The organism is Nocardia sp. NPDC004415 (genome assembly GCF_053602435.1).
Genome location: NZ_JBSGDP010000031.1, coordinates 1 through 18,997, shown reverse-complemented (window position 1 = coordinate 18,997; position 18,997 = coordinate 1). Strand labels below are relative to the sequence as shown.

At 70.8% G+C, this 18,997-nt stretch carries 19 protein-coding genes; 5 read left to right on the top strand and 14 right to left on the bottom strand.

Features of this window, described 5'->3' with window-relative positions:
- The first annotated feature begins 69 nt into the window (after nucleotides 1-69).
- Nucleotides 70-822, top strand: coding sequence for an SDR family oxidoreductase (locus tag ACWEMY_RS16560; protein ID WP_452390713.1), 753 nt, complete (start codon nucleotides 70-72; stop codon nucleotides 820-822).
- Here the strand turns inward: ACWEMY_RS16560 and dmpG are convergent.
- The 5 genes from dmpG to ACWEMY_RS16535 are packed head-to-tail and all read right to left on the bottom strand — an operon-like array spanning nucleotide 803 to nucleotide 6,149.
- On the bottom strand, nucleotides 803-1,852 hold the full coding sequence (gene dmpG / locus ACWEMY_RS16555; RefSeq protein WP_452390712.1) for a 4-hydroxy-2-oxovalerate aldolase: 1,050 nt from the start codon (nucleotides 1,850-1,852) through the stop codon (nucleotides 803-805). The genes ACWEMY_RS16560 and dmpG overlap by 20 nt on opposite strands.
- Before the next feature lie 11 nt (nucleotides 1,853-1,863).
- Nucleotides 1,864-2,772 (bottom strand): acetaldehyde dehydrogenase (acetylating), encoded by a 909-nt coding sequence (locus tag ACWEMY_RS16550; RefSeq protein WP_375928154.1) that lies wholly within the window; start codon nucleotides 2,770-2,772, stop codon nucleotides 1,864-1,866.
- A gap of 44 nt (nucleotides 2,773-2,816) precedes the next feature.
- A complete protein-coding gene (locus ACWEMY_RS16545; protein WP_452390711.1) occupies nucleotides 2,817-3,602 on the bottom strand; it encodes a 2-keto-4-pentenoate hydratase in 786 nt (261 codons plus the stop codon).
- Nucleotides 3,596-5,098, bottom strand: a complete 1,503-nt coding sequence (locus ACWEMY_RS16540; protein ID WP_452390710.1) for an MDR family MFS transporter — start codon at nucleotides 5,096-5,098, stop codon at nucleotides 3,596-3,598. The genes ACWEMY_RS16545 and ACWEMY_RS16540 overlap by 7 nt, the downstream gene beginning before the upstream one ends.
- Nucleotides 5,099-5,108: 10 nt before the next feature.
- A complete protein-coding gene (locus ACWEMY_RS16535) occupies nucleotides 5,109-6,149 on the bottom strand; it encodes a 2Fe-2S iron-sulfur cluster-binding protein (RefSeq protein WP_452390709.1) in 1,041 nt (346 codons plus the stop codon).
- Between the two features lie 192 nt (nucleotides 6,150-6,341).
- Here ACWEMY_RS16535 and ACWEMY_RS16530 point away from each other — a divergent pair, with 192 nt between their 5' ends.
- Together ACWEMY_RS16530 and ACWEMY_RS16525 are read left to right on the top strand one after the other, a co-directional pair.
- A complete protein-coding gene (locus ACWEMY_RS16530; protein WP_452390708.1) occupies nucleotides 6,342-7,139 on the top strand; it encodes a mycofactocin-coupled SDR family oxidoreductase in 798 nt (265 codons plus the stop codon).
- 1 nt (nucleotide 7,140) lies between these two features.
- Nucleotides 7,141-7,968 carry a mycofactocin-coupled SDR family oxidoreductase gene (locus tag ACWEMY_RS16525; protein WP_452390707.1) on the top strand — a complete coding sequence of 276 codons (828 nt, stop codon included), beginning with the start codon at nucleotides 7,141-7,143 and terminating at the stop codon, nucleotides 7,966-7,968.
- 50 nt (nucleotides 7,969-8,018) lie between these two features.
- On the opposite strand, the gene ACWEMY_RS16520 is transcribed toward ACWEMY_RS16525, so the two are convergent.
- The 6 genes from ACWEMY_RS16520 to ACWEMY_RS16495 all read right to left on the bottom strand — a co-directional run bounded on the left by ACWEMY_RS16520 (nucleotide 8,019) and on the right by ACWEMY_RS16495 (nucleotide 13,667).
- Nucleotides 8,019-8,888, bottom strand: a complete 870-nt coding sequence (locus ACWEMY_RS16520; RefSeq protein ID WP_452390706.1) for an alpha/beta fold hydrolase — start codon at nucleotides 8,886-8,888, stop codon at nucleotides 8,019-8,021.
- 28 nt (nucleotides 8,889-8,916) lie between these two features.
- Nucleotides 8,917-9,708, bottom strand: a complete 792-nt coding sequence (locus ACWEMY_RS16515; protein WP_452390705.1) for an SDR family NAD(P)-dependent oxidoreductase — start codon at nucleotides 9,706-9,708, stop codon at nucleotides 8,917-8,919.
- 24 nt (nucleotides 9,709-9,732) lie between these two features.
- Nucleotides 9,733-9,990, bottom strand: a complete 258-nt coding sequence (locus ACWEMY_RS16510) for a hypothetical protein (protein WP_336085552.1) — start codon at nucleotides 9,988-9,990, stop codon at nucleotides 9,733-9,735.
- A gap of 10 nt (nucleotides 9,991-10,000) precedes the next feature.
- Nucleotides 10,001-11,656 carry an FAD-binding protein gene (locus ACWEMY_RS16505; protein WP_452390704.1) on the bottom strand — a complete coding sequence of 552 codons (1,656 nt, stop codon included), beginning with the start codon at nucleotides 11,654-11,656 and terminating at the stop codon, nucleotides 10,001-10,003.
- 7 nt (nucleotides 11,657-11,663) lie between these two features.
- Nucleotides 11,664-12,035 (bottom strand): nuclear transport factor 2 family protein, encoded by a 372-nt coding sequence (locus ACWEMY_RS16500; protein WP_452390703.1) that lies wholly within the window; start codon nucleotides 12,033-12,035, stop codon nucleotides 11,664-11,666.
- Nucleotides 12,036-12,131: 96 nt separating this feature from the next.
- On the bottom strand, nucleotides 12,132-13,667 hold the full coding sequence (locus tag ACWEMY_RS16495) for an FAD-binding protein (protein ID WP_452390702.1): 1,536 nt from the start codon (nucleotides 13,665-13,667) through the stop codon (nucleotides 12,132-12,134).
- Between the two features lie 197 nt (nucleotides 13,668-13,864).
- Here ACWEMY_RS16495 and ACWEMY_RS16490 point away from each other — a divergent pair, with 197 nt between their 5' ends.
- Nucleotides 13,865-15,496 carry a flavin-containing monooxygenase gene (locus ACWEMY_RS16490; RefSeq protein WP_452390701.1) on the top strand — a complete coding sequence of 544 codons (1,632 nt, stop codon included), beginning with the start codon at nucleotides 13,865-13,867 and terminating at the stop codon, nucleotides 15,494-15,496.
- A gap of 48 nt (nucleotides 15,497-15,544) precedes the next feature.
- Here ACWEMY_RS16490 and ACWEMY_RS16485 read toward each other — a convergent pair whose 3' ends face one another.
- Nucleotides 15,545-16,048, bottom strand: coding sequence for a flavin reductase family protein (locus ACWEMY_RS16485; RefSeq protein ID WP_452390700.1), 504 nt, complete (start codon nucleotides 16,046-16,048; stop codon nucleotides 15,545-15,547).
- A 102-nt stretch (nucleotides 16,049-16,150) separates the two neighbouring features.
- Here ACWEMY_RS16485 and ACWEMY_RS16480 point away from each other — a divergent pair, with 102 nt between their 5' ends.
- Entirely contained in the window at nucleotides 16,151-16,846 is a 696-nt protein-coding gene (locus ACWEMY_RS16480) for a PadR family transcriptional regulator (protein WP_452390699.1), read from the top strand.
- A gap of 6 nt (nucleotides 16,847-16,852) precedes the next feature.
- On the opposite strand, the gene ACWEMY_RS16475 is transcribed toward ACWEMY_RS16480, so the two are convergent.
- Both ACWEMY_RS16475 and ACWEMY_RS16470 read right to left on the bottom strand, forming a co-directional pair.
- Nucleotides 16,853-17,839 carry an alpha/beta hydrolase gene (locus tag ACWEMY_RS16475; protein ID WP_452390698.1) on the bottom strand — a complete coding sequence of 329 codons (987 nt, stop codon included), beginning with the start codon at nucleotides 17,837-17,839 and terminating at the stop codon, nucleotides 16,853-16,855.
- A 148-nt stretch (nucleotides 17,840-17,987) separates the two neighbouring features.
- Nucleotides 17,988-18,845 carry an IclR family transcriptional regulator gene (locus tag ACWEMY_RS16470; protein WP_452390697.1) on the bottom strand — a complete coding sequence of 286 codons (858 nt, stop codon included), beginning with the start codon at nucleotides 18,843-18,845 and terminating at the stop codon, nucleotides 17,988-17,990.
- Between the last annotated feature and the right edge of the window lie 152 nt (nucleotides 18,846-18,997).

The following is an 18,997-nucleotide window of genomic DNA, read 5'->3' as shown; positions in this document are numbered from 1 at the left end:
AGAAGCACGATAGTTGCTTCTGAATCAGAAGCATGCGACGCCGTGCGGGTCGGCGGGAGGAGACGATCGATGGAACGGGTGCAGCGGCGGGTCGTGTTGGTGACCGGGGCCTCGCGCGGAATCGGCGCGGAAGCCGCGGCGCAGTTCGGGGCGACCGGAGCGCATGTCGTGGTCAACTACCGGGAGAAGCGCAAGCGGGCCCAGGCCGTGGTGGACGGGATCGTCGCGGCAGGCGGCAGTGCGTCGGTGCTCGGTGCGGACGTGTCGGATCCGGTGGCGGTCGAGGGCATGGCCGCCGAGCTGGAGGAGAGGTACGGGCGCCTGGATACCCTGGTGCTCAACGCTTCCGGGGGACTCGAACGCGACGCCGATCCCGGGTACGCGCTGCGCTTGAACCGGGATGCCCAGGTGCGCCTGGCGATTTCGGTGTTGCCGCTCATGCCCAAGGGTGGACGGATCGTGTTCGTCACCAGCCATCAGGCGCATTTCGTGCACGAGCAAGGCGAGGTGCCCGTCGGGTACGCCCCGATCGCGCTGAGCAAGCGGGCGGGCGAGGACGCGCTGCGGTCCCGGATCCCCGAATTCCGGGATCGCGGAGTGGGGTTCACGGTGGTGTCCGGCGACATGATCGACGGCACGATCATCGTCCGCCTGCTGGAACGCCGCGACCCCGGCAGCGTCGCCGCGCGCCGCGCCGCGGGCCCGCTCCCGACCGTCGAGGAATTCGCCCGCGTCATCGTGCGTGCAGGCACAGCACCCGCCATCCACGGCCAGACCTTCTACGTCGGCGGTGAAGACTTCCTCACCGCATCGGCCCGGTGACCTCATTGGTGGCTTCGCGCTGGAGTTCGAGGGCGATGTCGATGAGCTGGTCTTCCTGGCCGCCGATGAGTTTGCGGCGGCCCGCTCGGACGAGCATCTCGGCGGCGGAGACGTTGTAGCGCTCGGCCTGGCGTTCGGCGTGGCGCAGGAAGCTCGAGTAGACCCCCGCGTAGCCCATCATCAGGGCCTGGCGGTCCAACAGGCATTCGGCGGGCATGGCGGGGCGGACGACATCCTCGGCGGCGTCGGTGACGGCGAAGAAGTCGACGCCGGTGGTGATGCCGAGTTTGTCGCAGACACCGATGAACGCTTCGACGGGCAGATTGCCGGCGCCCGCGCCGAAGCGGCGGGCGGACCCGTCGATCTGGGTCGCGCCCGCGCGCACCGCGTACACCGAATTCGCCACGGCCAGACCGAGGTTCTCGTGGCCGTGGAAGCCGACCTGGGCGTCGGTGCCGAGTTCGGCGACGAGCGCGCCGACCCGATCCGAGACCTGGTCCAGCACCAGCGCTCCGGCGGAATCGACGACATACACGCACTGGCAGCCCGCGTCGGCCATGAGGCGGGCCTGCTTCGCCAGCGCCTCCGGCGGCTGGGTGTGGGACATCATCAGGAAACCGACGGTCTCCAGGCCGAGTTCGCGGGCGTACCCGAAGTGCTGGAGGGAGACATCGGCCTCGGTGCAGTGGGTGGCGACCCGGCAGATCGTGGCGCCGTTGTCCCGCGCGAGGGCGATGTCCTCCTTGATACCGACACCGGGCAGCGTGAGGAAGGCGATGGCGGCGTTGTTGGCGGCCTCGGCGGCGGTCCGGATGAGTTCCTGTTCCGGGGTCCTGGAGAACCCGTAGTTGAACGAGGACCCACCCAGCCCGTCACCGTGGGTCACCTCGATGACCGGCACTCCGGCCCCGTCGAGCGCGGTGACGATGTCGCGCACCTCGTCCACGGTGAACTGATGACGCTTGTGGTGCGACCCGTCGCGCAGGGACGTGTCGGTGACGCGGATGTCGAGATCGGCGGAAAAGACCATGGTTTCGCTCCTTACACCCGGGCCGAGAGGATCTGACCGGCGACGACTTCACCGACGCGGGTCGCGGCGGCGGTCATGATGTCGAGATTGCCCGCGTACGGCGGCAGAAAGTCACCCGCGCCCTCGACCTCGACGAAGACCGAGACCTTCGCCAGCCCACCGGACACCACCGAGGGTTCGTCGAACTGGGGTTCGTTGAGCAGCCGGTAGCCGGGCACATAGGTCTGGATATCGGCGACCATCCGGTGGATCGAGGCGCGGATCGCGTCCTGGTCGGCGTCCTCGGGGATGGCGCAGAAGATGGTGTCGCGCATGATCATCGGCGGCTCGGCCGGGTTCAGGATGATGATCGCCTTGCCCCGCTGCGCGCCGCCGATGGTCTCGACGCCCTGGGAGGTGGTCTTGGTGAACTCGTCGATGTTCGCGCGGGTGCCCGGCCCGGCCGACACCGACGACACCGAGGCGACGATCTCGGCGTAGGCCACCGGCACGACCCGGGACACGGCGGCCACGATCGGGATGGTGGCCTGCCCGCCGCAGGTGATCATATTGACGTTCGGCGCGTCCAGCAGCGAGGCCAGATTCACCGGCGGCACCACCGCCGGGCCGACGGCGGCGGGGGTGAGATCGACCGCGCGGATGCCGAGTTCGGCGTAGCGGGGCGCGGCGGCCCGGTGGACGTAGGCCGAGGTGGCCTCGAAGATCAGCTCGGGCTTCTCGTCTCGGGCGAGCAACCAGTCCACGCCCTCGGCCGAGGTCTCCAGCCCCAGCCCGCCGGCCCGCTTCAGCCCCTCGCTCTCGGGGTCGATCCCGATCATCCAGCGCGGCGTGATGGATGCCGACCGGAGCAGTTTGTAGAGCAGGTCGGTGCTGATATTGCCGGATCCCACGATCGCGGCATCGACGGTCCCGTGGGACACGGTCGCCTCCTGAAGAGTTGGGAGCGCACGGCGCTCGGGATGAATCAGACGAAGCGCAGGTCCACGGCACCGAGCCCGGTGAACTCCGCGCGGAAGGCGTCACCGGCCCGGACATCGATGGCCCTGGTACAGGAGCCGGGCAGCACCACATCGCCCGCCTTCAGCCGCACCCCGAAGGTCGCGACCTTGCGGGCGAGCCAGGCCACCGCGATGAGCGGATCACCGAGCACGGCGTCGGAGCGCCCCTCGGCGATGACCTCGCCGTTGCGGGTGAGCACGGCGTCGATGGCGGTGACGTCGATGTCACCGGGTGCCACGCGGCCCCGGCCGAGCACGAACCCGGCCGAGGACGCGTTGTCGGAGATGGTGTCGCACAACCCGATCCGCCAGTCGGTGATGCGGGAATCGATCAGTTCGATGGCGGGGGCGTAGGCGACGGTGGCCGCGCGGACATCGTCCTCGGTGCAGTCCGCGCCGGGCAGGTCGGCGCCGAGCACGAAGCCCACCTCGACCTCGATGCGGGGCGCCAGGAAGGTCGCGGTGTCGACGGGGACGTCCTCGAACAGTTCCATCTCCGCCAGCAGATGCCCGTAATCGGGTTCGTCGACGCCCATCATCTGCTGCATGGCCGCCGACGACAGGCCGACCTTGTGTCCGACGATCCGGCCACCGTCGTCCAGCTTGCGCCGGATATTGAGCAGCTGGATCTCGTAGGCGTCGACCACGTCGATCCCCGGGTACCGGTCGGCCAGGGGCGCCACCGCCACCCGGTCCCGTTCGGCGCGCGCCAGTTCGGCGGCGAGCTCGCTCCGCACGCTCGTTGTCAGCATCCTGGCTCCCTCGTGTCGTCCGGTGATGCGCTCCCATCCTCGGGGCCGCGCACCCCGTCCGCGCCGGGCGTTCCCGCTGGATGGGCGGGAATCGCGGTGCGCCCGCCGGGAACCAGCGCGCACGCTCCCACCAGCACGACGGTCATGGCCGCGATGGTGGCGAACACCAGGTGGATCGCCGCCGAGAGGGCCTGCGGCGTGGCCGCTTCCGCGTCGCCGAGCCGCGCGTTGACGATCGCGCCGAACACCGCCACCCCCACCGCGCTGCCCAGCGACCGCGCGAACATGGTTGCCGAGGTGACCACGCCACGCTCGGACCAGCGCGCACTGGTCTGCGCCGCGATCAGCGTGGGCGTGGCGACCAGTCCCATGCCCGCGCCGACCACGAAGCACGAGACGGCCACCTGCCACAGCGGCGAGTGCGCGCCGAGCAGCAGCGTCGACGCCGCGCCGAGCGCCGCGACGGCACTGCCCAGCACCGCGCACGCCCGGAAACCGAAGCGCAGATACACCTTTCCGGCCTGCGCGGCCGACAGCGGCCAGCCCAGCGTGAGCGCGCCGGTGACCAGTCCCGCCACCAGCGCACTCGACCCGAGCACGCCCTGATTGAACAGCGGCACATAGGTCGTGAACCCGAACAGCAGCGCACTGCCCAGCACCGCCGCCACGCCACCGGCGACCACGACCCGCCGGGTGAACACCCACAGCGGCAGAACCGGCTGTGCCGCCCGCGATTCCACGATCACGAACAGCAGCAGCGCCAGCGCGGCACCGCCGAAGACGGCCGCCGAGGTGGGTGACCGCCAGGCCCAGGCGTGGCCGCCTTCGAGCAGGCCGAGCACGAGCGCGCCGGCACCGGCGGTCAGCACGGCCGCGCCGGGGTAGTCGATGCGGCGCGGCTGCCGGGGGACCGATTCGTGCAGGTGCCGCATCAGCATCCAGCCCGCCGTCGCGGCCAGCGGCAGGTTGACCAGGAAGATCCAGCGCCAGCCCAGATAATCGGCGCAGATCCCGCCCAGCAGTGGGCCGGTCACCGAGGCCACCGCCCACACCCCGGCCAGATAACCCTGCACGGTGGCGCGTTCGGCGAGGGAGTAGAGATCGCTCGCGATGACCATGGTGGTCGGCTGGATCGCGCCCGCGCCGATGCCCTGGACCGCGCGGAACACGATGAGCGCGAGCATGCTGCCCGCCAGCCCGCACAGCAGCGAGCCCAGCGCGAACACCACGACACCGCCGAGCATCACCGGTTTGCGGCCGTACGCGTCGGCCAGCGCACCGTAGATCGGCACGGTGACCGCCTGGGCGAGCAGGTAACTGGTGAACAGCCACGGGAACAGCGCGAAATCGCCGAGATCGTCGGTGATCGCCAGGACGGCGGTCGCGAGGATGGTGGAGTCCAGCGCGACCAGGCCGGTGGCGAGCATGAGCGCGCCGAGCACGGGGCCGCGGTCCGAGCCGAAACCGACCTCGGAGCGCAGGGTATCGGTGGCCAACGGGCACCTCTCAGAAGCGGATGCGGACCTGATCGGTGCTCGGCCGGGCCTGACACGCGAGGGTGTAGCCGGCGTCGATGTCGTCCTGGTCGAGAACCGCCGAGGGGGGCGTGTCCACCGCGCCGTCGAGGACGGTGCACGCGCACGAACCGCATTCGCCTTCCCGGCAGGAGTAGGGCACGTCCAGGCCGTCGGCGAGCATGACGTCGACCAGGGTGCGCGAGCGCGGCCAGCGCAGGGCGTGCACGGTGCCGTCGAGTTCCACCTCGACGTGGGCGGCGTCGGCCTCGTCGGCGGGGTCGAGCGGTGCGGGCGCGGCGAACGGGTCGCCCGAGAGCGAGACGAACACCTCGGTGGTGATCCGTTCGCGGGGCCAGCCCGCACCCGACAGCGCCTCGGTGACCGCCGTCATGAACGGCCCCGGCCCGCACACGAACGACTCGTAGCCCGGGTACGGTGCAGCGAAACGCGCCAGCTGGGCCGCGCCGGGCAGTCCCTGCAGCGATTCGAGCCAGTGCACGACGGTGAAGCGGTCTGGATGACGGCTTGCCAGCTCGCGCAGGGTTTCGGCGAAGATCACCGATTCCGGGCCGCGATTGGCGTAGAACAGCACCACCCGCCCGGTGCCACGGACCAGGGCCGAGCGCAGGATCGACAGGACCGGGGTGATGCCGCTGCCCGCCGCCCACAGCAGCAGATCGGTGTCCAGGGAGGCCGGGGTGAAGTTGCCCTGCGGTGGCAGCACGTCGAGGGTGTCGCCCACGGAGACGTTGTCGCACAACCAGTTCGAGCCGTAGCCGTCGGCTGTGCGCTTGACCGTCACCTGCGGTGGGTCACCGGTGAAGGGGGAACTGGCCAGCGAATAGCAGCGGGCCACCGGTTCGGGGCGCTCGCTGGGGATGCGCAGGGTGAGGAACTGGCCGGGGCGGTAGGCGAACCGGCCGGCCGCCTCGGCGGGCACGTCGAAGACGAGTGAGCGCGCGTCGGCGGTCTCCTCGATCACCGCGGCCACCCGCAGCGTCACCACCCGTGGAACCTCGGCCGTCGTCACTGGTGCCCTCCTCGATCACAGAACCGGTGTGCGCACCCACCGTCGCAGCGCGGCACCCGGGCGGAACGGGCTGTTCCCGGTGGCCGGGAGATCGCCGCGCGGGTGCCCGCTGACCGGGAAGACCAGGGCGGACGCGAGGTCCGGCGACCCTAGCGTCGCGGTCGTGGACACTCGATCTTCCGGGGGCGCCCGATGAACCGCATGCAGCACACCGTCGCGCTGGTGACCGGCGCGGCAGGGGGAATGGGCCGCGCCCATTGCCGTCGGCTGGCCGGCGAGGGCGCCGACATCATCGCCGTCGACATCGACTCCGCCGCCGACGGCTTGGCGGCGACGGCGGCCGAGGTGGAGGCGGCGGGCCGGGTCTGCGTGACCGCGGGCGCCGACGTGCGCGACCAGGCCGCCCTGGATGTGGCCGTCGCCGACGGCGTGGCCGCGCTGGGCAGGCTCGACGTGATCGTCGCCAATGCCGGGATCTACGCCGATCTGGCCCCGTCCTGGGAACTGACCGACCAGGCGTGGCAGCGCACGCTCGACATCAACCTCACCGGCGTCTGGCACACCGTGCGCGCCGCGGTGCCCGCGCTGACCGACGGCGGCTCGATCGTGGTGGTCAGCTCCACCAACGGCCTGGTCGGGGCCGCCGGTGCCGCGCACTATGCCGCGAGCAAACACGCCGTGGTCGGCCTGGCCCGCACCCTGGCCAACGAGCTGGGCCCACGCAATATCCGGGTCAACACCGTGCATCCCGGGTCGGTGGCCACGCCGATGATCCTCAACGACACGGTCTACGCCAAGCTCTGCCCCGACCTGCCGCACCCCACGCAGGCCGACGCGGCCGCGGTGCTGGCGCGCCGCACCCTGCTGCCGGTGCCCTGGGTCGACCCGGTCGACGTCAGCAATGCCGTGCTCTTCCTCGCCTCCGCCGAGTCCCGTTACGTGACGGGAACCCAGCTCGTGGTGGACGCCGGACTGACTCAGAAGGTGTGACATGGGACGAGTTCCGAACAAGATCGCGCTGGTCACCGGCGCCGCCCGCGGCATCGGCCGCGCCCAGGCCATCCGGCTCGCCGAGGAGGGCGCCGACATCGTCGCCGTGGACCTCTGCGGCCCGGTCGACTCGGTCCTGACCCCGCCGGCGAGCGCCGCGGACCTCGCCGAGACCGCCGCCGCCGTCACCGCCACGGGCAGACGCATCGTCACCGCCACCGTCGACGTGCGCGACGGCACCGCGTTGCGCGACGCGGTGGACGCGGCCGTGGCGGAACTGGGCGGACTCGACATCGTCTGCGCCACCGCCGGAATCAGTTCCAGCGGCAGCGCGCTCGAGCTGACCGATCAGCAGTGGCAGACGATGATCGATGTCAACCTGACCGGGGTGTGGCAGACCTGCAAGGCGGCCACCCCGCACCTGATCACCCGCGGCGGCGGCGCGATGATCCTGACCAGTTCGATCGCCGGACTGCGCGGCCTGGTCGGGGTCGCCCACTACACCGCCGCCAAGCACGGTGTGGTCGGGCTGATGCGGTCGCTGGCCAAAGAGCTGGCCCCGCACCATGTCCGGGTGACCTCGGTGCATCCCACCAATGTGGACACGCTCATGATCCAGAACGACTCGGTGCGCCGCGCGTTCCGCCCCGACCTCACCGCCCCCACCCGGGAGGAGTTCGCCGAGGCCGCGGTGACCATGAACATGCTGCCGATCCCGTGGGTCGACCCGGTCGACATCGCGAACGCCACCCTGTTCCTGGCCTCCGACGAGGCCCGCTACATCACCGCCGTGACCCTGCCGGTCGACGCGGGCAGCACCCAGCGCTGAACCACACGACAGCGGGGGCCTGGTGACCAGGCCCCCGCTGTCGTGTGTGTTCAGACGCCGCTGTCCTTGCGGGTGAGGAAGGCCAGCACCGCCGACTCGAATTCGTTCTTGCGCTCGATCATCGCCCAGTGCCCGCAGTTCGGGAACACGTGCAGTTCGGCGCGCGGGATGGTCCGCATCGGGATGAGCGCCATGTCCAGGGGGCTCACCCGGTCGTCGCGGCCCCAGGTGATCAGCGTCGGCGCCTGCACCTTGTGCAGCATCGCCCACGGCGGGGGCGCGTCGGAGGCTTCCATGGCGCGCACCATCATGGCGAAGGCGGCCTTGCTGTACATGCGGCGGGCGCTGTCGAGGGTGGCCGGGTCGGTGGCCTGGGTCCAGCGTTCCTCGACGAGTTCCTCGGTGACCATGGCCGGGTCGTGGACCATCGAGTGCAGCCACTGGATCAGCCGTTCCCGGGTGGGTTCCTCGGTGAACTCCTGGAGCAGTTTGATGCCCTCGCCGGGGCCGGGGCTGAACAGGTTGCGGCCGATCCCGCCGATGGTCACCAGCTTGCCGACCCGGTCCGGGTGCGCGATGGCGTAGTTCAGCGCCACGCCGCCACCCATCGAATTGCCGATGATGTCGACACTGTCCAGGCCCAGCGCGTCGACGAAGCGGACCACCGCGTCCAGCGCGGTGACCATCGGGTGCCCGCCGAAGTCGTCGCTCACCCCGAAGCCGGGGAATTCCAGGATCAGGCAGCGGAACTTCTCGGCGAAGGCCGCGAGATTGCCGCGGAAATTGCGCCAGCCGGTCACGCCGGGGCCCGAGCCGTGCAGCAGCAGCAGCGGGGGACCGTCGCCGATCTCGTGATAGCGCAGGACACCCGCGTCGGTGCGGATCTCCTGCAGGGTGTCGGTGTAGCTCGGGTCCGTCATCGCGGGTCCTCCGGGGTGTGGTTCGGGCTCACGCGTGGGTGCCGCCGTCGATGCGGATCTCGGTGCCGGTGATGAAGGCGCCGTCCTCGGAGACCAGCATGGCGATCACCCCGGCCACCGCGGTCGGGTCGCCCATGCCCGCGCCGCCGGATTCCCGGTCGGTCGGCAGCACCGGCGACAGCTTCGAGAACAGCGCCCAATCCGCGTCGGCGGGAACGTATCCCGGGGTCGCGTCGGTGATCCCGGACTTGATGCTGCCCGGCGCGACACACACCGCGCGCAGGCCCTTGCCACCGAATTCCAGGGCCAGGGCGTGGGTGAAGGACTGGATGCCGCCCTTGCTCGCCGCGTAGGCGGCCATGTACGGATGCGCGAAGGCGGCCGAGGTGGAGCTGAAATTGACCACGCTCGCCCGGGGGTTCGCGAGCAGGGCGGGCAGTGCCTCGCGGACCACCAGGAAGGTGCCGGTGAGATTGATCCGGATGATCAGGTCCCACAGGTCCAGGGAGGTCTGTTCGGTGTGCGAGGCGCGCAGGATGCCCGCGGCGTTGACAAGGGAGTCCAGGCCGCCGAGGGTGTCGACCGCGCTGCGCACGACCGCGATCACCGACTGTTCGTCGCCGATGTCGAGGGTCAGGGTGGTGAGCCGGTCGGCGGTGCCGCGCTCGGTGGCCTGGGCGTGGGTGGCGGCCAGGCCGTCGGCGGAGACGTCGGCGCCGACCACGCGGGCGCCTTCGTCGAGCAGCCGCAGCACGGTGGCCTGGCCGATGCCGGAGGCGGCGCCGGTGACGAGGGCGCGATGGTCGTCGAGTCTGTGCATGGGAGGGCCTTTCGGGTCGGTGGCTCAGCCGAGGCGGCCGGGCACGGGTTCGTGCCGCAGCTGGTCGGTGGCCAGAGTGCCTGCGCGGACGGCGTTCTCGATCGAGTCGCGCAGGGCGGGGCAGGTGGGGATCGAGCCGCTCGGTTCCCCGAGGGCGGCCCGGCGGGCGAACTCCGGGCACGCGGACTCGGCGTCGTCGAGCCATTGGACGCTGGTGTGGCTGGGACTGAATTTCTCGGCCAGCACCTTGTTGCCGCAGGTGGCGCACTGCACGGGTTGCATGATCGCCCCCTCAGCGTTGTCCGGCGGCACGACGCGCGGCGATGTAGCCGAACACCATCGCCGGGCCGATGGTGGCGCCCGCGCCGGCGTAGTCGTTGCCCATGACCGCGGCCGAGGTGTTGCCCGCGGCGTAGAGGCCCGGGATGGCGGTGCCGTCGGCGCGCAGCACCCGGGCGTCGGCGTCGTAGACCAGGCCGCCCTTGGTGCCCAGGTCGCCGATGCGCACCCGCAGCGCGTAGTACGGGCCCTTGTCCAGGACGTCCAGCGCCGGGGTCGCCAGGGTGGGGTCACCGTAGTAGTTGTCGTAGGCGCTCACGCCGCGGCCGAAGTCGGCGTCGTGGCCTGCGCGGGCGAATCCGTTGAAACGCTCGACGGTCTCGCCCAGGGTGGCGGTCGGAACACCGATCGCGGCGGCGAGCCCGGCCAGATCGGGCGCGCTGTGGACCAGCCCGGTCGAGGTCCAGGAGGCGGGGAATTTCTGGCCGGGCACGATCCCGCCGATCGGGTAGCGGCTCTTGGCCTTCGCGTCGAAGATCAGCCAGGCCGGATCGTGGCGCCCGGCCAGTTGCGCGTGCACGAAGGTGACATACGGGGCGGCCTCGTTGGTGAAGCGCGCGCCGGTGCTGTCGACGATGATCGAGCGCGGAATCGACCGCTCCGACACCAGCACCTGATTGATGCCCTCCGGCCGCTGGAACGACGGCATCCACCAGGCGTCGTCCATCAGGTCCACGGCCGCGCCGACCTGCTCCCCGGCGACGATCCCGTCGCCGGTGTTGTCGGTGGAGGCCGCGCTGAAATTGTCGCGCCCACCCTCCGGGAGGTAGCGCTTGCGCAGTGCCTGGTCGTGCTCGAAACCGCCGGTGGCCAGCAGCACACCGTCGCGGGCCCGGATGCGGATCTCGCGCCCGTCGCGTTCGGCCAGTACGCCCAGGACCGCGCCGGTGTCGTCGGTGATCAGCGAGCGCAACGGGGTGTCGAGCCACAGCGGGACCCCGGCGTCACGCAGGGCCAGCCGCAGCCGGGCGATCAGTGCCCGCCCGAGGGTGTCCATGTGCCTGCGCAGCACGATCGCCTTGATCGCGCGCAGCCCGGTGAGCAGTGCGGTCCAGCGGGCCTTCCAGGTGCGGGTCACCATATTGAGCTGGACGAAGTCCTTGGAGGTGATGAACAGGCCCGGCGGGGTGGCCAGGGCGGCCGGGCGCAGCAGGTCCTCGTCGGCGCCGAGCTGCTTCAGGTCCACCGGCAACGGCTCGATCGAGCGGCCCGCCGGACGACCACCGGGTGCCTCGGGGTGATAGTCGGAATATCCGGTGCACCACTGGAACCGCAGGTGCGGGCTGGTCTCCAGGAATTCCAGCATGCGCGGGCCCTCGTCGATGAAGGCGTCGAGATTGGCCGAGGGCACCCGGTCACCGACGACCGCGTCGAGATAGGCGCGCACATCGGCGCGGGCGTCACCCAGGCCCTCCCGCCGCAGCACCGGGTTGTTGGGCACCCAGATGCCACCACCGGAGAGCGCGGTACTGCCCCCGTACACCCCGGCCTTCTCGATGACCAGGGTGTCCAGGCCGCGGTCGGCGGCGGCGAGCGCGCCGGTGAGCCCACCCGCGCCGCTGCCGACGACGAGGAAATCGACTTCGTGATCCCACTGCTGTTCGGTCATGGCGGCCTCAGCTCGCGACCATGTCGTCCTGCGACCAGAACGCGCGCATACTCGCGATGCGCGCGTCCTCGTCGAAGGTCATGACATCGATCGGCTCGAGGGTGAAGCTCTGGTCGCCGAAGCGGGTGACCACCCGGAAGCTGAACGCGGCGCTGTCGCCCGCGACCCGCACGGCGAACAGTTCGCTGGATCGTTCCAGCTGCTCGAAGGATTCGTAGAACGCGCGGATCGCCGCGTGGCCGACGTGCGGTTCGCTGCCGACCGGGTCCTCCACCGTCGCGTCCGCGCGGTAGAGGGCGACGATGTCGGCAGCGGATCCGCTGCCGACGGCCTCCACGTAGGCGCGCACGGTCGCGCGGATGTCGTCGGCTGAAGCCATCGTCTCGCTCCTGAGATATCGAAAGGGTTGGTGGTGTGAACGGAACCACATCCGGTGGCCGGTCGGCGGTGGTCCGTCCCGGCCAGCGGGAAGGGATCAGTCGCCGAGGATGTGCCGGACGGCGAGGTGGCTGAACAGCATGGACGCGCCGATCGGATTGCCGCCGCCGGGATAGACCTCCCCGCTCACGGCGGCCATGGTGTTGCCCGCGGCGTAGAGACCCGGAATCGGCGCGCCGGTGCGGTCGAGCACCCTGGCCGCGGTGTCGGTGCGCAGGCCGCCCTTGGTGCCCAGGTCGGACAGACCGAACGCGGCCGCGTGATACGGGCCCTTGTCGATGCTCACCAGTGGCGGTTCGCCGTTCGAGAACGCCCGGTCGTAGGCCTCGTCGCCGCGCCCGAAATCGGGGTCGACGCCGGTGGCGACCATGTCGTTGAACCGGGCGACGGTGGCCTCCAGTTCCGCCGCGGGCACGCCGATCTTCGCGGCCAGGCCGGCGAGGGTGTCGGCGGTGTGCCACAGCCCGGCCGCGACGTACTCCGCGGTCTCGACCATGGACACATTGGTGGCCTTGATCGGCGGGACCTCGCCTTCCTTGTCGTCGTAGATCATCCAGAACGGCAGCCTCAGGCCGCGTTCGCTCATCTGCCGGATCACCTCGCGTCCGAGCCGGTCGTAGGGCGCCGACTCGTTGACGAACCGGTGCCCGTCCTGGTCGACGAAGATGCCGCCGGTGAACCACAGCGCGAAGGCCGACCGCCCGTCCGGATGGGTCAGCCCCGGCGACCACCACGCCTGATCCATCAGATCGGTGTCGGCGCCCGCCGCGATGCCCGCCTGATGGGCCAGCCCCTGATTTCCCCAGGGCCCCATCGTGTCCCGCGCCTCGCCGGGTACGCCGTAGTGCGCGCGCAGGGCCTGGTTCTGCTCGAAGCCGCCCGCGGCGAGCACCACCCCGCGCCGGGCCCGGATGGCGTGCCGGGTGCCGTCGCGTTCCACGATCGCGCCGGTGACCGCACCGTCCTCGACGACGAGCTCCACCAGCGGTGATCGCAGGTGCAGGTGGGCGTGGGGGTAGGCCGACAGGGCGCGCAGGAAACGCCCGATCAGCGCCTGCCCGCCGATCAGCAGCTCCGGCAGCGGGGCGCCGAGCCGGTCGGTGTCGAGCGGGCCGCGCAGCGAGTCCCGCAGCGGGCCCAGCTCGGCGGCGGGCAGCGGGGTCGGCATGATGTGGCGCTGCCCGTCGAGGCGGGCCTTGGGCGCCTTGCCGAAGTAGTCGGGCCACGGCAGCATCTGGAAGGCGAAATGGTCGTCGGCTTCCAGATATTCGATGAGGTCGCGGCCGCGGCGGACGTAGGTCTGCTGGAGTTCGTCGGGGGTGCGATCGCCGACGACGGCACGGTAGTAGGTGAGCGCGTCGTCGAGGGTGTCGTCGGTGCCCGCCCGCTCGAGCACCGGATTGCACGGGAACCACACCCCGCCGCCACCCGAATAGGCGGTCGTGCCGCCGAACTTGTCGGTCGCCTCGACCACCGCCACGCTCAGTCCCTCGCGGGCGGCGGTGTAGGCGCCGGCCAGGCCACCGCCCGAGCCCGCGACCAGCACATCCACCTCTTCGTTCCAGTCCACCACTGTCTCCTCCTGGTACCACCTCGAATTGCCGACGACGGTAGGGCCGGTGCCGGGGTGGGCGGAGCGGATCGTCCCGATGACCGGGAGGCGATCGATCCGGCCAGGTGTGCCGGTCAGCGGGAAGACCACCTGCTCGGGGCGGGCGCGCGGACCTACCGTCGCCGCGGAGAACCGGTCTCCATCGAAAGGTAGGCACTGTGAACCCCGAGACCCCATCGGCCTCCGCTTCCGGCCCGGCCGCCGTCGACGTGGTCGTCGTCGGCGCGGGCATCGCCGGTCTGTACGCCCTGCACCGATTCCGCGGCAGCGGGCTGTCGGTGCGGGTGTTCGAGGCGGGCGAGGGCGTGGGCGGCGTCTGGTACTGGAACCGCTACCCGGGCGCGCGCTGCGATGTGGAGAGCGTCGACTACTCGTACTCCTTCGACGAGGCGCTGCAACAGGACTGGGAGTGGAGCGAGAAGTACGCCACCCAGCCCGAGATCCTGGGCTACCTCGAGCACGTCGCCGACCGGTTCGACCTGCGTCGCGACATCGAATTCGCCACGCGCGTCACCGATATCGTGCTCGACGAGCAGACCCTGCGCTGGCAGGTCGCCACCGACACCGGGCGCGCGGTCGCGGCCCGGTTCGTGGTGCTGGCCACCGGCCCGCTGTCCAATGCCAACACCCCCGCCATCGACGGCCTGGACACCTTCGCGGGCCGGGTCCTGCACACCTCGCACTGGCCGCACGAGGGGGTCGATCTCACCGGGCAGCGTGTCGGTGTCATCGGCACCGGGTCCTCGGGCATCCAGACGATTCCGTGCCTGGCCGAGCAGGCTCGGCAACTACACGTGTTCCAGCGCACCGCGAATTACAGTGTGCCCGCAGGCAATACGCCGCTCAGTGCGGCCGATCGCGCGGCGCAGCAGGCGGACTACCCCGAACGCAGGCGGTTGTCGAGGGCCAGCGGCGGCGGGTCACCGCATCAGGCGTACCCGCGGTCCGCGCTGGCGGTGAGCGATCGGGAACTGCGCGACGCCTACGAGAAGCGGTGGGCGCTGGGTGGTGTGCTGTTCAGCAAGACCTTCCCCGACCAGTTGGTGGACCTCGCCGCCAACGACACCGCGCGGCTGTTCTGGGAGCAGAAGGTGCGCGCCGTCATCGACGACCCCCGGGTCGCCGAGCTGCTCATCCCGCGTGATCACCCGATCGGCACCAAACGCATCTGCACCGACACGAACTACTACCAGACCTACAACCGCGACAATGTGGAGCTGGTCGATCTGAAGTCGACGCCCATCACCCGCATCGACGCCGACGGTGTGCACACCACCGACGCCCACTACCCCCTGGACACCCTGGTGCTGGCCACCGGATTCGACGCCATGACCGGATCGGTCGCGCGGATGAACATCGTCGGCCGCGGCGGCGAATCGCTCAACGCGGCCTGGCGCGAGGGGCCGAAAACCTATCTGGGACTGGGGATGACGGGCTTCCCCAACCTGTTCAACCTGACCGGACCCGGCAGTCCCTCGGTACTGGCCAATATGGTGCTGCACTCGGAACTGCACGTCGACTGGGTGGCCGAGGCCATCGCCTTCCTCGACCGCAGGGGAGCGGTGGCGCTGGAGGCCCGGCCCGACGCGGTGGCCGACTGGGTACGCGAATGCGCGGCGCGGGCGGCGGGAACGCTGATGACCCAGGCGAATTCGTGGTATCTGGGCGCGAACATCCCGGGCAGGCCACGGGTGTTCATGCCGTTCGTCGGCGGGTTCGGCGTCTACGGCGAGATCATCGCCGAGGTCGCGGCCGCCGGATACAAGGGCTTCGACGTCATCGAGGGGTGAGACACGGCGAGGGGGTGGTCCGGTCAGAGCGGACCACCCCCTCGCCGTTCAGGCCGCGAAGCCGCCGAACCCGCCGCGATAGAACAGCAGCGGCTTTCGGTCCTCGGCCGCGCGCAGGGCACCGATCCGGGCCAGCACCACCGTGTGATCACCGGCGTCGTGCTCGAGCTCCACACTCACCTCGATGTGCGCCAGCGCCCCGGCCAGCGCGGGCGCGCCGTTGCCCGCCCGCTCCCACTCGACCCCGGCGAACTTGTCCGCGCCGCTCACCGCGAACCGACGGCACAGCGCGCTCTGCTCCTCGGCCAGCACATTGACGCACAGGGCGCCCTGCGCGCGCAGCAGCGGCCAGCTGGTGGAGGTCTTGGCGGGGCAGAACGACACATACGGTGGGTCCAGCGACACCGACACCACCGACTGACAGGTGAACCCCAGCGGGCGGGTCCCGTCGTGGGCGGCGATCACCGCGACGCCGGTGGCGAAATGGCCGAGCACCCGGCGCAGCTCGGCGGCCGGTATCCCGGCCTCGACGATGACGTTGTCTGCATTCATACCCCCACCCTCGATGCCGCGGGGTGGCCTGCTCAAGAGGTTCTCCCGGTCAGCGGTTGTCGACGGGCCGAGCGTGTCAAGCATGGTTGCTACCATGCACCGATGGCGACTCCCGACCCCGATCCCGGCGTGCCCAACCTGCCGCCGACCAGCTGGGCGGTGCTCGCCATGCTCTCCTACGAAGAGGAGATCTCCGGCTACGACCTGAAGAAATGGGCCGACTGGAGCCTGCGCTACGTCTACTGGACGCCCTCCTACAGCCAGATCTACGCCGAGCTGAAGAAGCTCGAACAGCACGGCTTCGCCACCTCCCGCCTCGACCACGACAACGCCATGCGCGGCAGGCGCCTCTACCGCATCACCGACGCGGGCCGCGCCGCCGTCACCACCTGGTGGAACAAGGCTCCCGTCGACCCGTCGGTCCTCAAACACCATGTGCTGCTGCGGGTCATGTTCGGCCATCTCGGCTCCCCGGAACGCCTCAAACAGATCCTGCGCGATCACATCGCCGACGTCGACCAGCTCGAACAGCGCGCCGCCATCGACGCCGAGGCCGCCAAATCCGAACCCGGCTGGGCCTATTCGCAGATCGTGCTGCAATGGGCCCAACGCCACTACGCCGCCGAACGCGAACTCGCCGAGCAACTCATCGCCGACATCGACGCCGCCGCCACGGTCCTGGCCGGCGCCGAACACGACGACCGCACCGACTACCCCCACCCCACCCCCGGCCGCTGGCGCGAAATCGAACAGCGCGTCCGCGAGGAACACCAGGACGCCGACCCCGTCGACCAGTGACTGCCGCTACGTGCGCGATCGCTGCGAACAGTCCGAATTCCCGCCGAGGACATCGCGCACCATCGCCCAAACCGCCCGGCGTGCGGTCACGGTGGCGCTCAGGGAGGGGATGGTGAGGAAGCCGTGGAACAGGCCGTCGAAGCGGCGGTGGCGGACCGGCACGCCGTCGCTCGCGAGGCGCCGGGCGTAGGCATCGCCCGCCGAGCAGGGTGGGTCGAGTTCGGCGGTGACCACGACCGCGGGCGGTAGTCCGGCCAGGGAGGACGCCCGGGTGGGGATCAGGCGGACGTCGTCGGTGCCGTGGGGGGCGTACTGCTGCCAGTACCAGCGCATGGCGCGGGTGGTGTTGTAGTGGCCGGTGCCGAAACGGCGGTAGGAGTCGGTGTCGAAGTCGTCGTCGATGACGGGGTAGAGCAGGATCTGGGCGGTCAGTGGGGGACCGCCGTGGTCGCGCACGGCGAGGGCGACGGTGGCGGCGAGATTGCCGCCCGCGCTGTCGCCGGCCAGTGCGATCCGGGCCGGATCGCCGCCGTATTCGTGCGCGTGTGCGGCGGCCCAGCGCAGGGCGGCGAGGACGTCATGGTGGGCGGCGGGGCCGGGATGTTCGGGGGCGAGGCGGTAGTCGACCGCGATCACCAGCGCGCCGACACCGGCGGCCATGGCGCGGCAGAACTCGTCGTGACTGTCGAGATCGCAGAAGACGAAACCGCCACCGTGCGCGAAGACGATCACCGGCAGGGCGGTGTCGTCGGTCGGCCGGTAGACCCGCAGCGGCAGTGGTCCACCGGGGCCGTCGATGGTGATGTCGCGGGCGGTGTGCATATCGGGAAGGCGTTGCAGCGCAGGGCGTCTGGCCTGGATCGCGGCGCGGACCTCGGCGGCGTCCATGGCGGCCACATCGGGGAACCCGGCATCGAGCGCGGCCAGCACGGCGGCCACCTCGGGATCGGGGACCGCCCCCGGTCCGGTGGTCGGGAATTCGCGGACGGTCACGGGTCCTCCTGGAGCTCGGCGACGGGATCGGTGCCGGTCCACCGGCGTCCCGGCCACCGTAGGGGCGGTGACGACCGGCGCGAACCTCGTTCTCCCACTGGGCGGAAACCCTCGCCTGTGTGAACGAACCGCGCTGACCGCTGCGGGCTCAGGCCGTGCGCGTCACCTGCGGATAGGCGTGCGGCCGGGGTGTGGGTCCGCCGGTGAGCGGGCGCGGGTGCTGTTGCAGCGTCGGGCGCACCCGCACGCGGCCGTCGTCGACGTGCCGCCAGATGTTGAGCGCCGTGGTCCGCACCGGTGCGGCGAGACGGTGGTCGAGCAGCAGCCGGTCGACCGGCCCGCACACCGACACCGCCGCGACGGCGGGCTCGCCGAGCTCGCCGATGGGTGCAGCCAGACAGCCGAACCCGGGCAGCGATTCCTCGCGCTCGACCGCGACACCGTGCGCGCGCACCTTGGTCAGCTCCGCGTCGAGATGCGCCCTGCTGACGACCGGACCGCGCGTGCGGGCACCGGACTGCCCGGCCAGCGCCTCGGCCACCCGACGCTCGTCGGAGTGCGCCAGGATCGCCCGTCCCACCGCCGTGCCCGCCGCGGGCCGCCTGCCGCCGACCCGGGTGGGCACGGCCGCGGCCAGATCGCCGCCGACCTTGTCCAGGTACACCACATCCGGGCCGTCGAGCACGGCCAGATGCACGACGAACCCGGTGACCCGGTGCAGTTCGTGCAGGAACGGCATGGCCGCGCGATGCAGCCGGTCCTGGTGCACGGCCAGCGAACCCAGCTCCATCAGCCGCAGGCCCAGCTCGTAGTCACGCCCCTCGCGGCGCAGCCAGCGTAGTTGCACGAGCCGTTCCAGCATGCGGTGCGCCGAGGACCTGGGTAGGCCGGTCCGGCGCACGATCTGGGCGAGGGTGAGCCTGCCCGGCCCGTCGAAGGCGTCGAGCAGCAGGGACGCGCGATCGAGGATCGCACTGGGGGTGGTGGCCTCGGCCTGGATGACCATGGAGCGCTCCATTCGGATCTACGAGCGGATGTCGAGTCGCATATTTCGATTAGGCATATACCTATTGATACCATCTGTTGTGTGCGTTGTCACACGAATCGGCGAGGTGAATCGACGACGAAGGCCCCCGATCCGCGCACCCGCGCCGGATC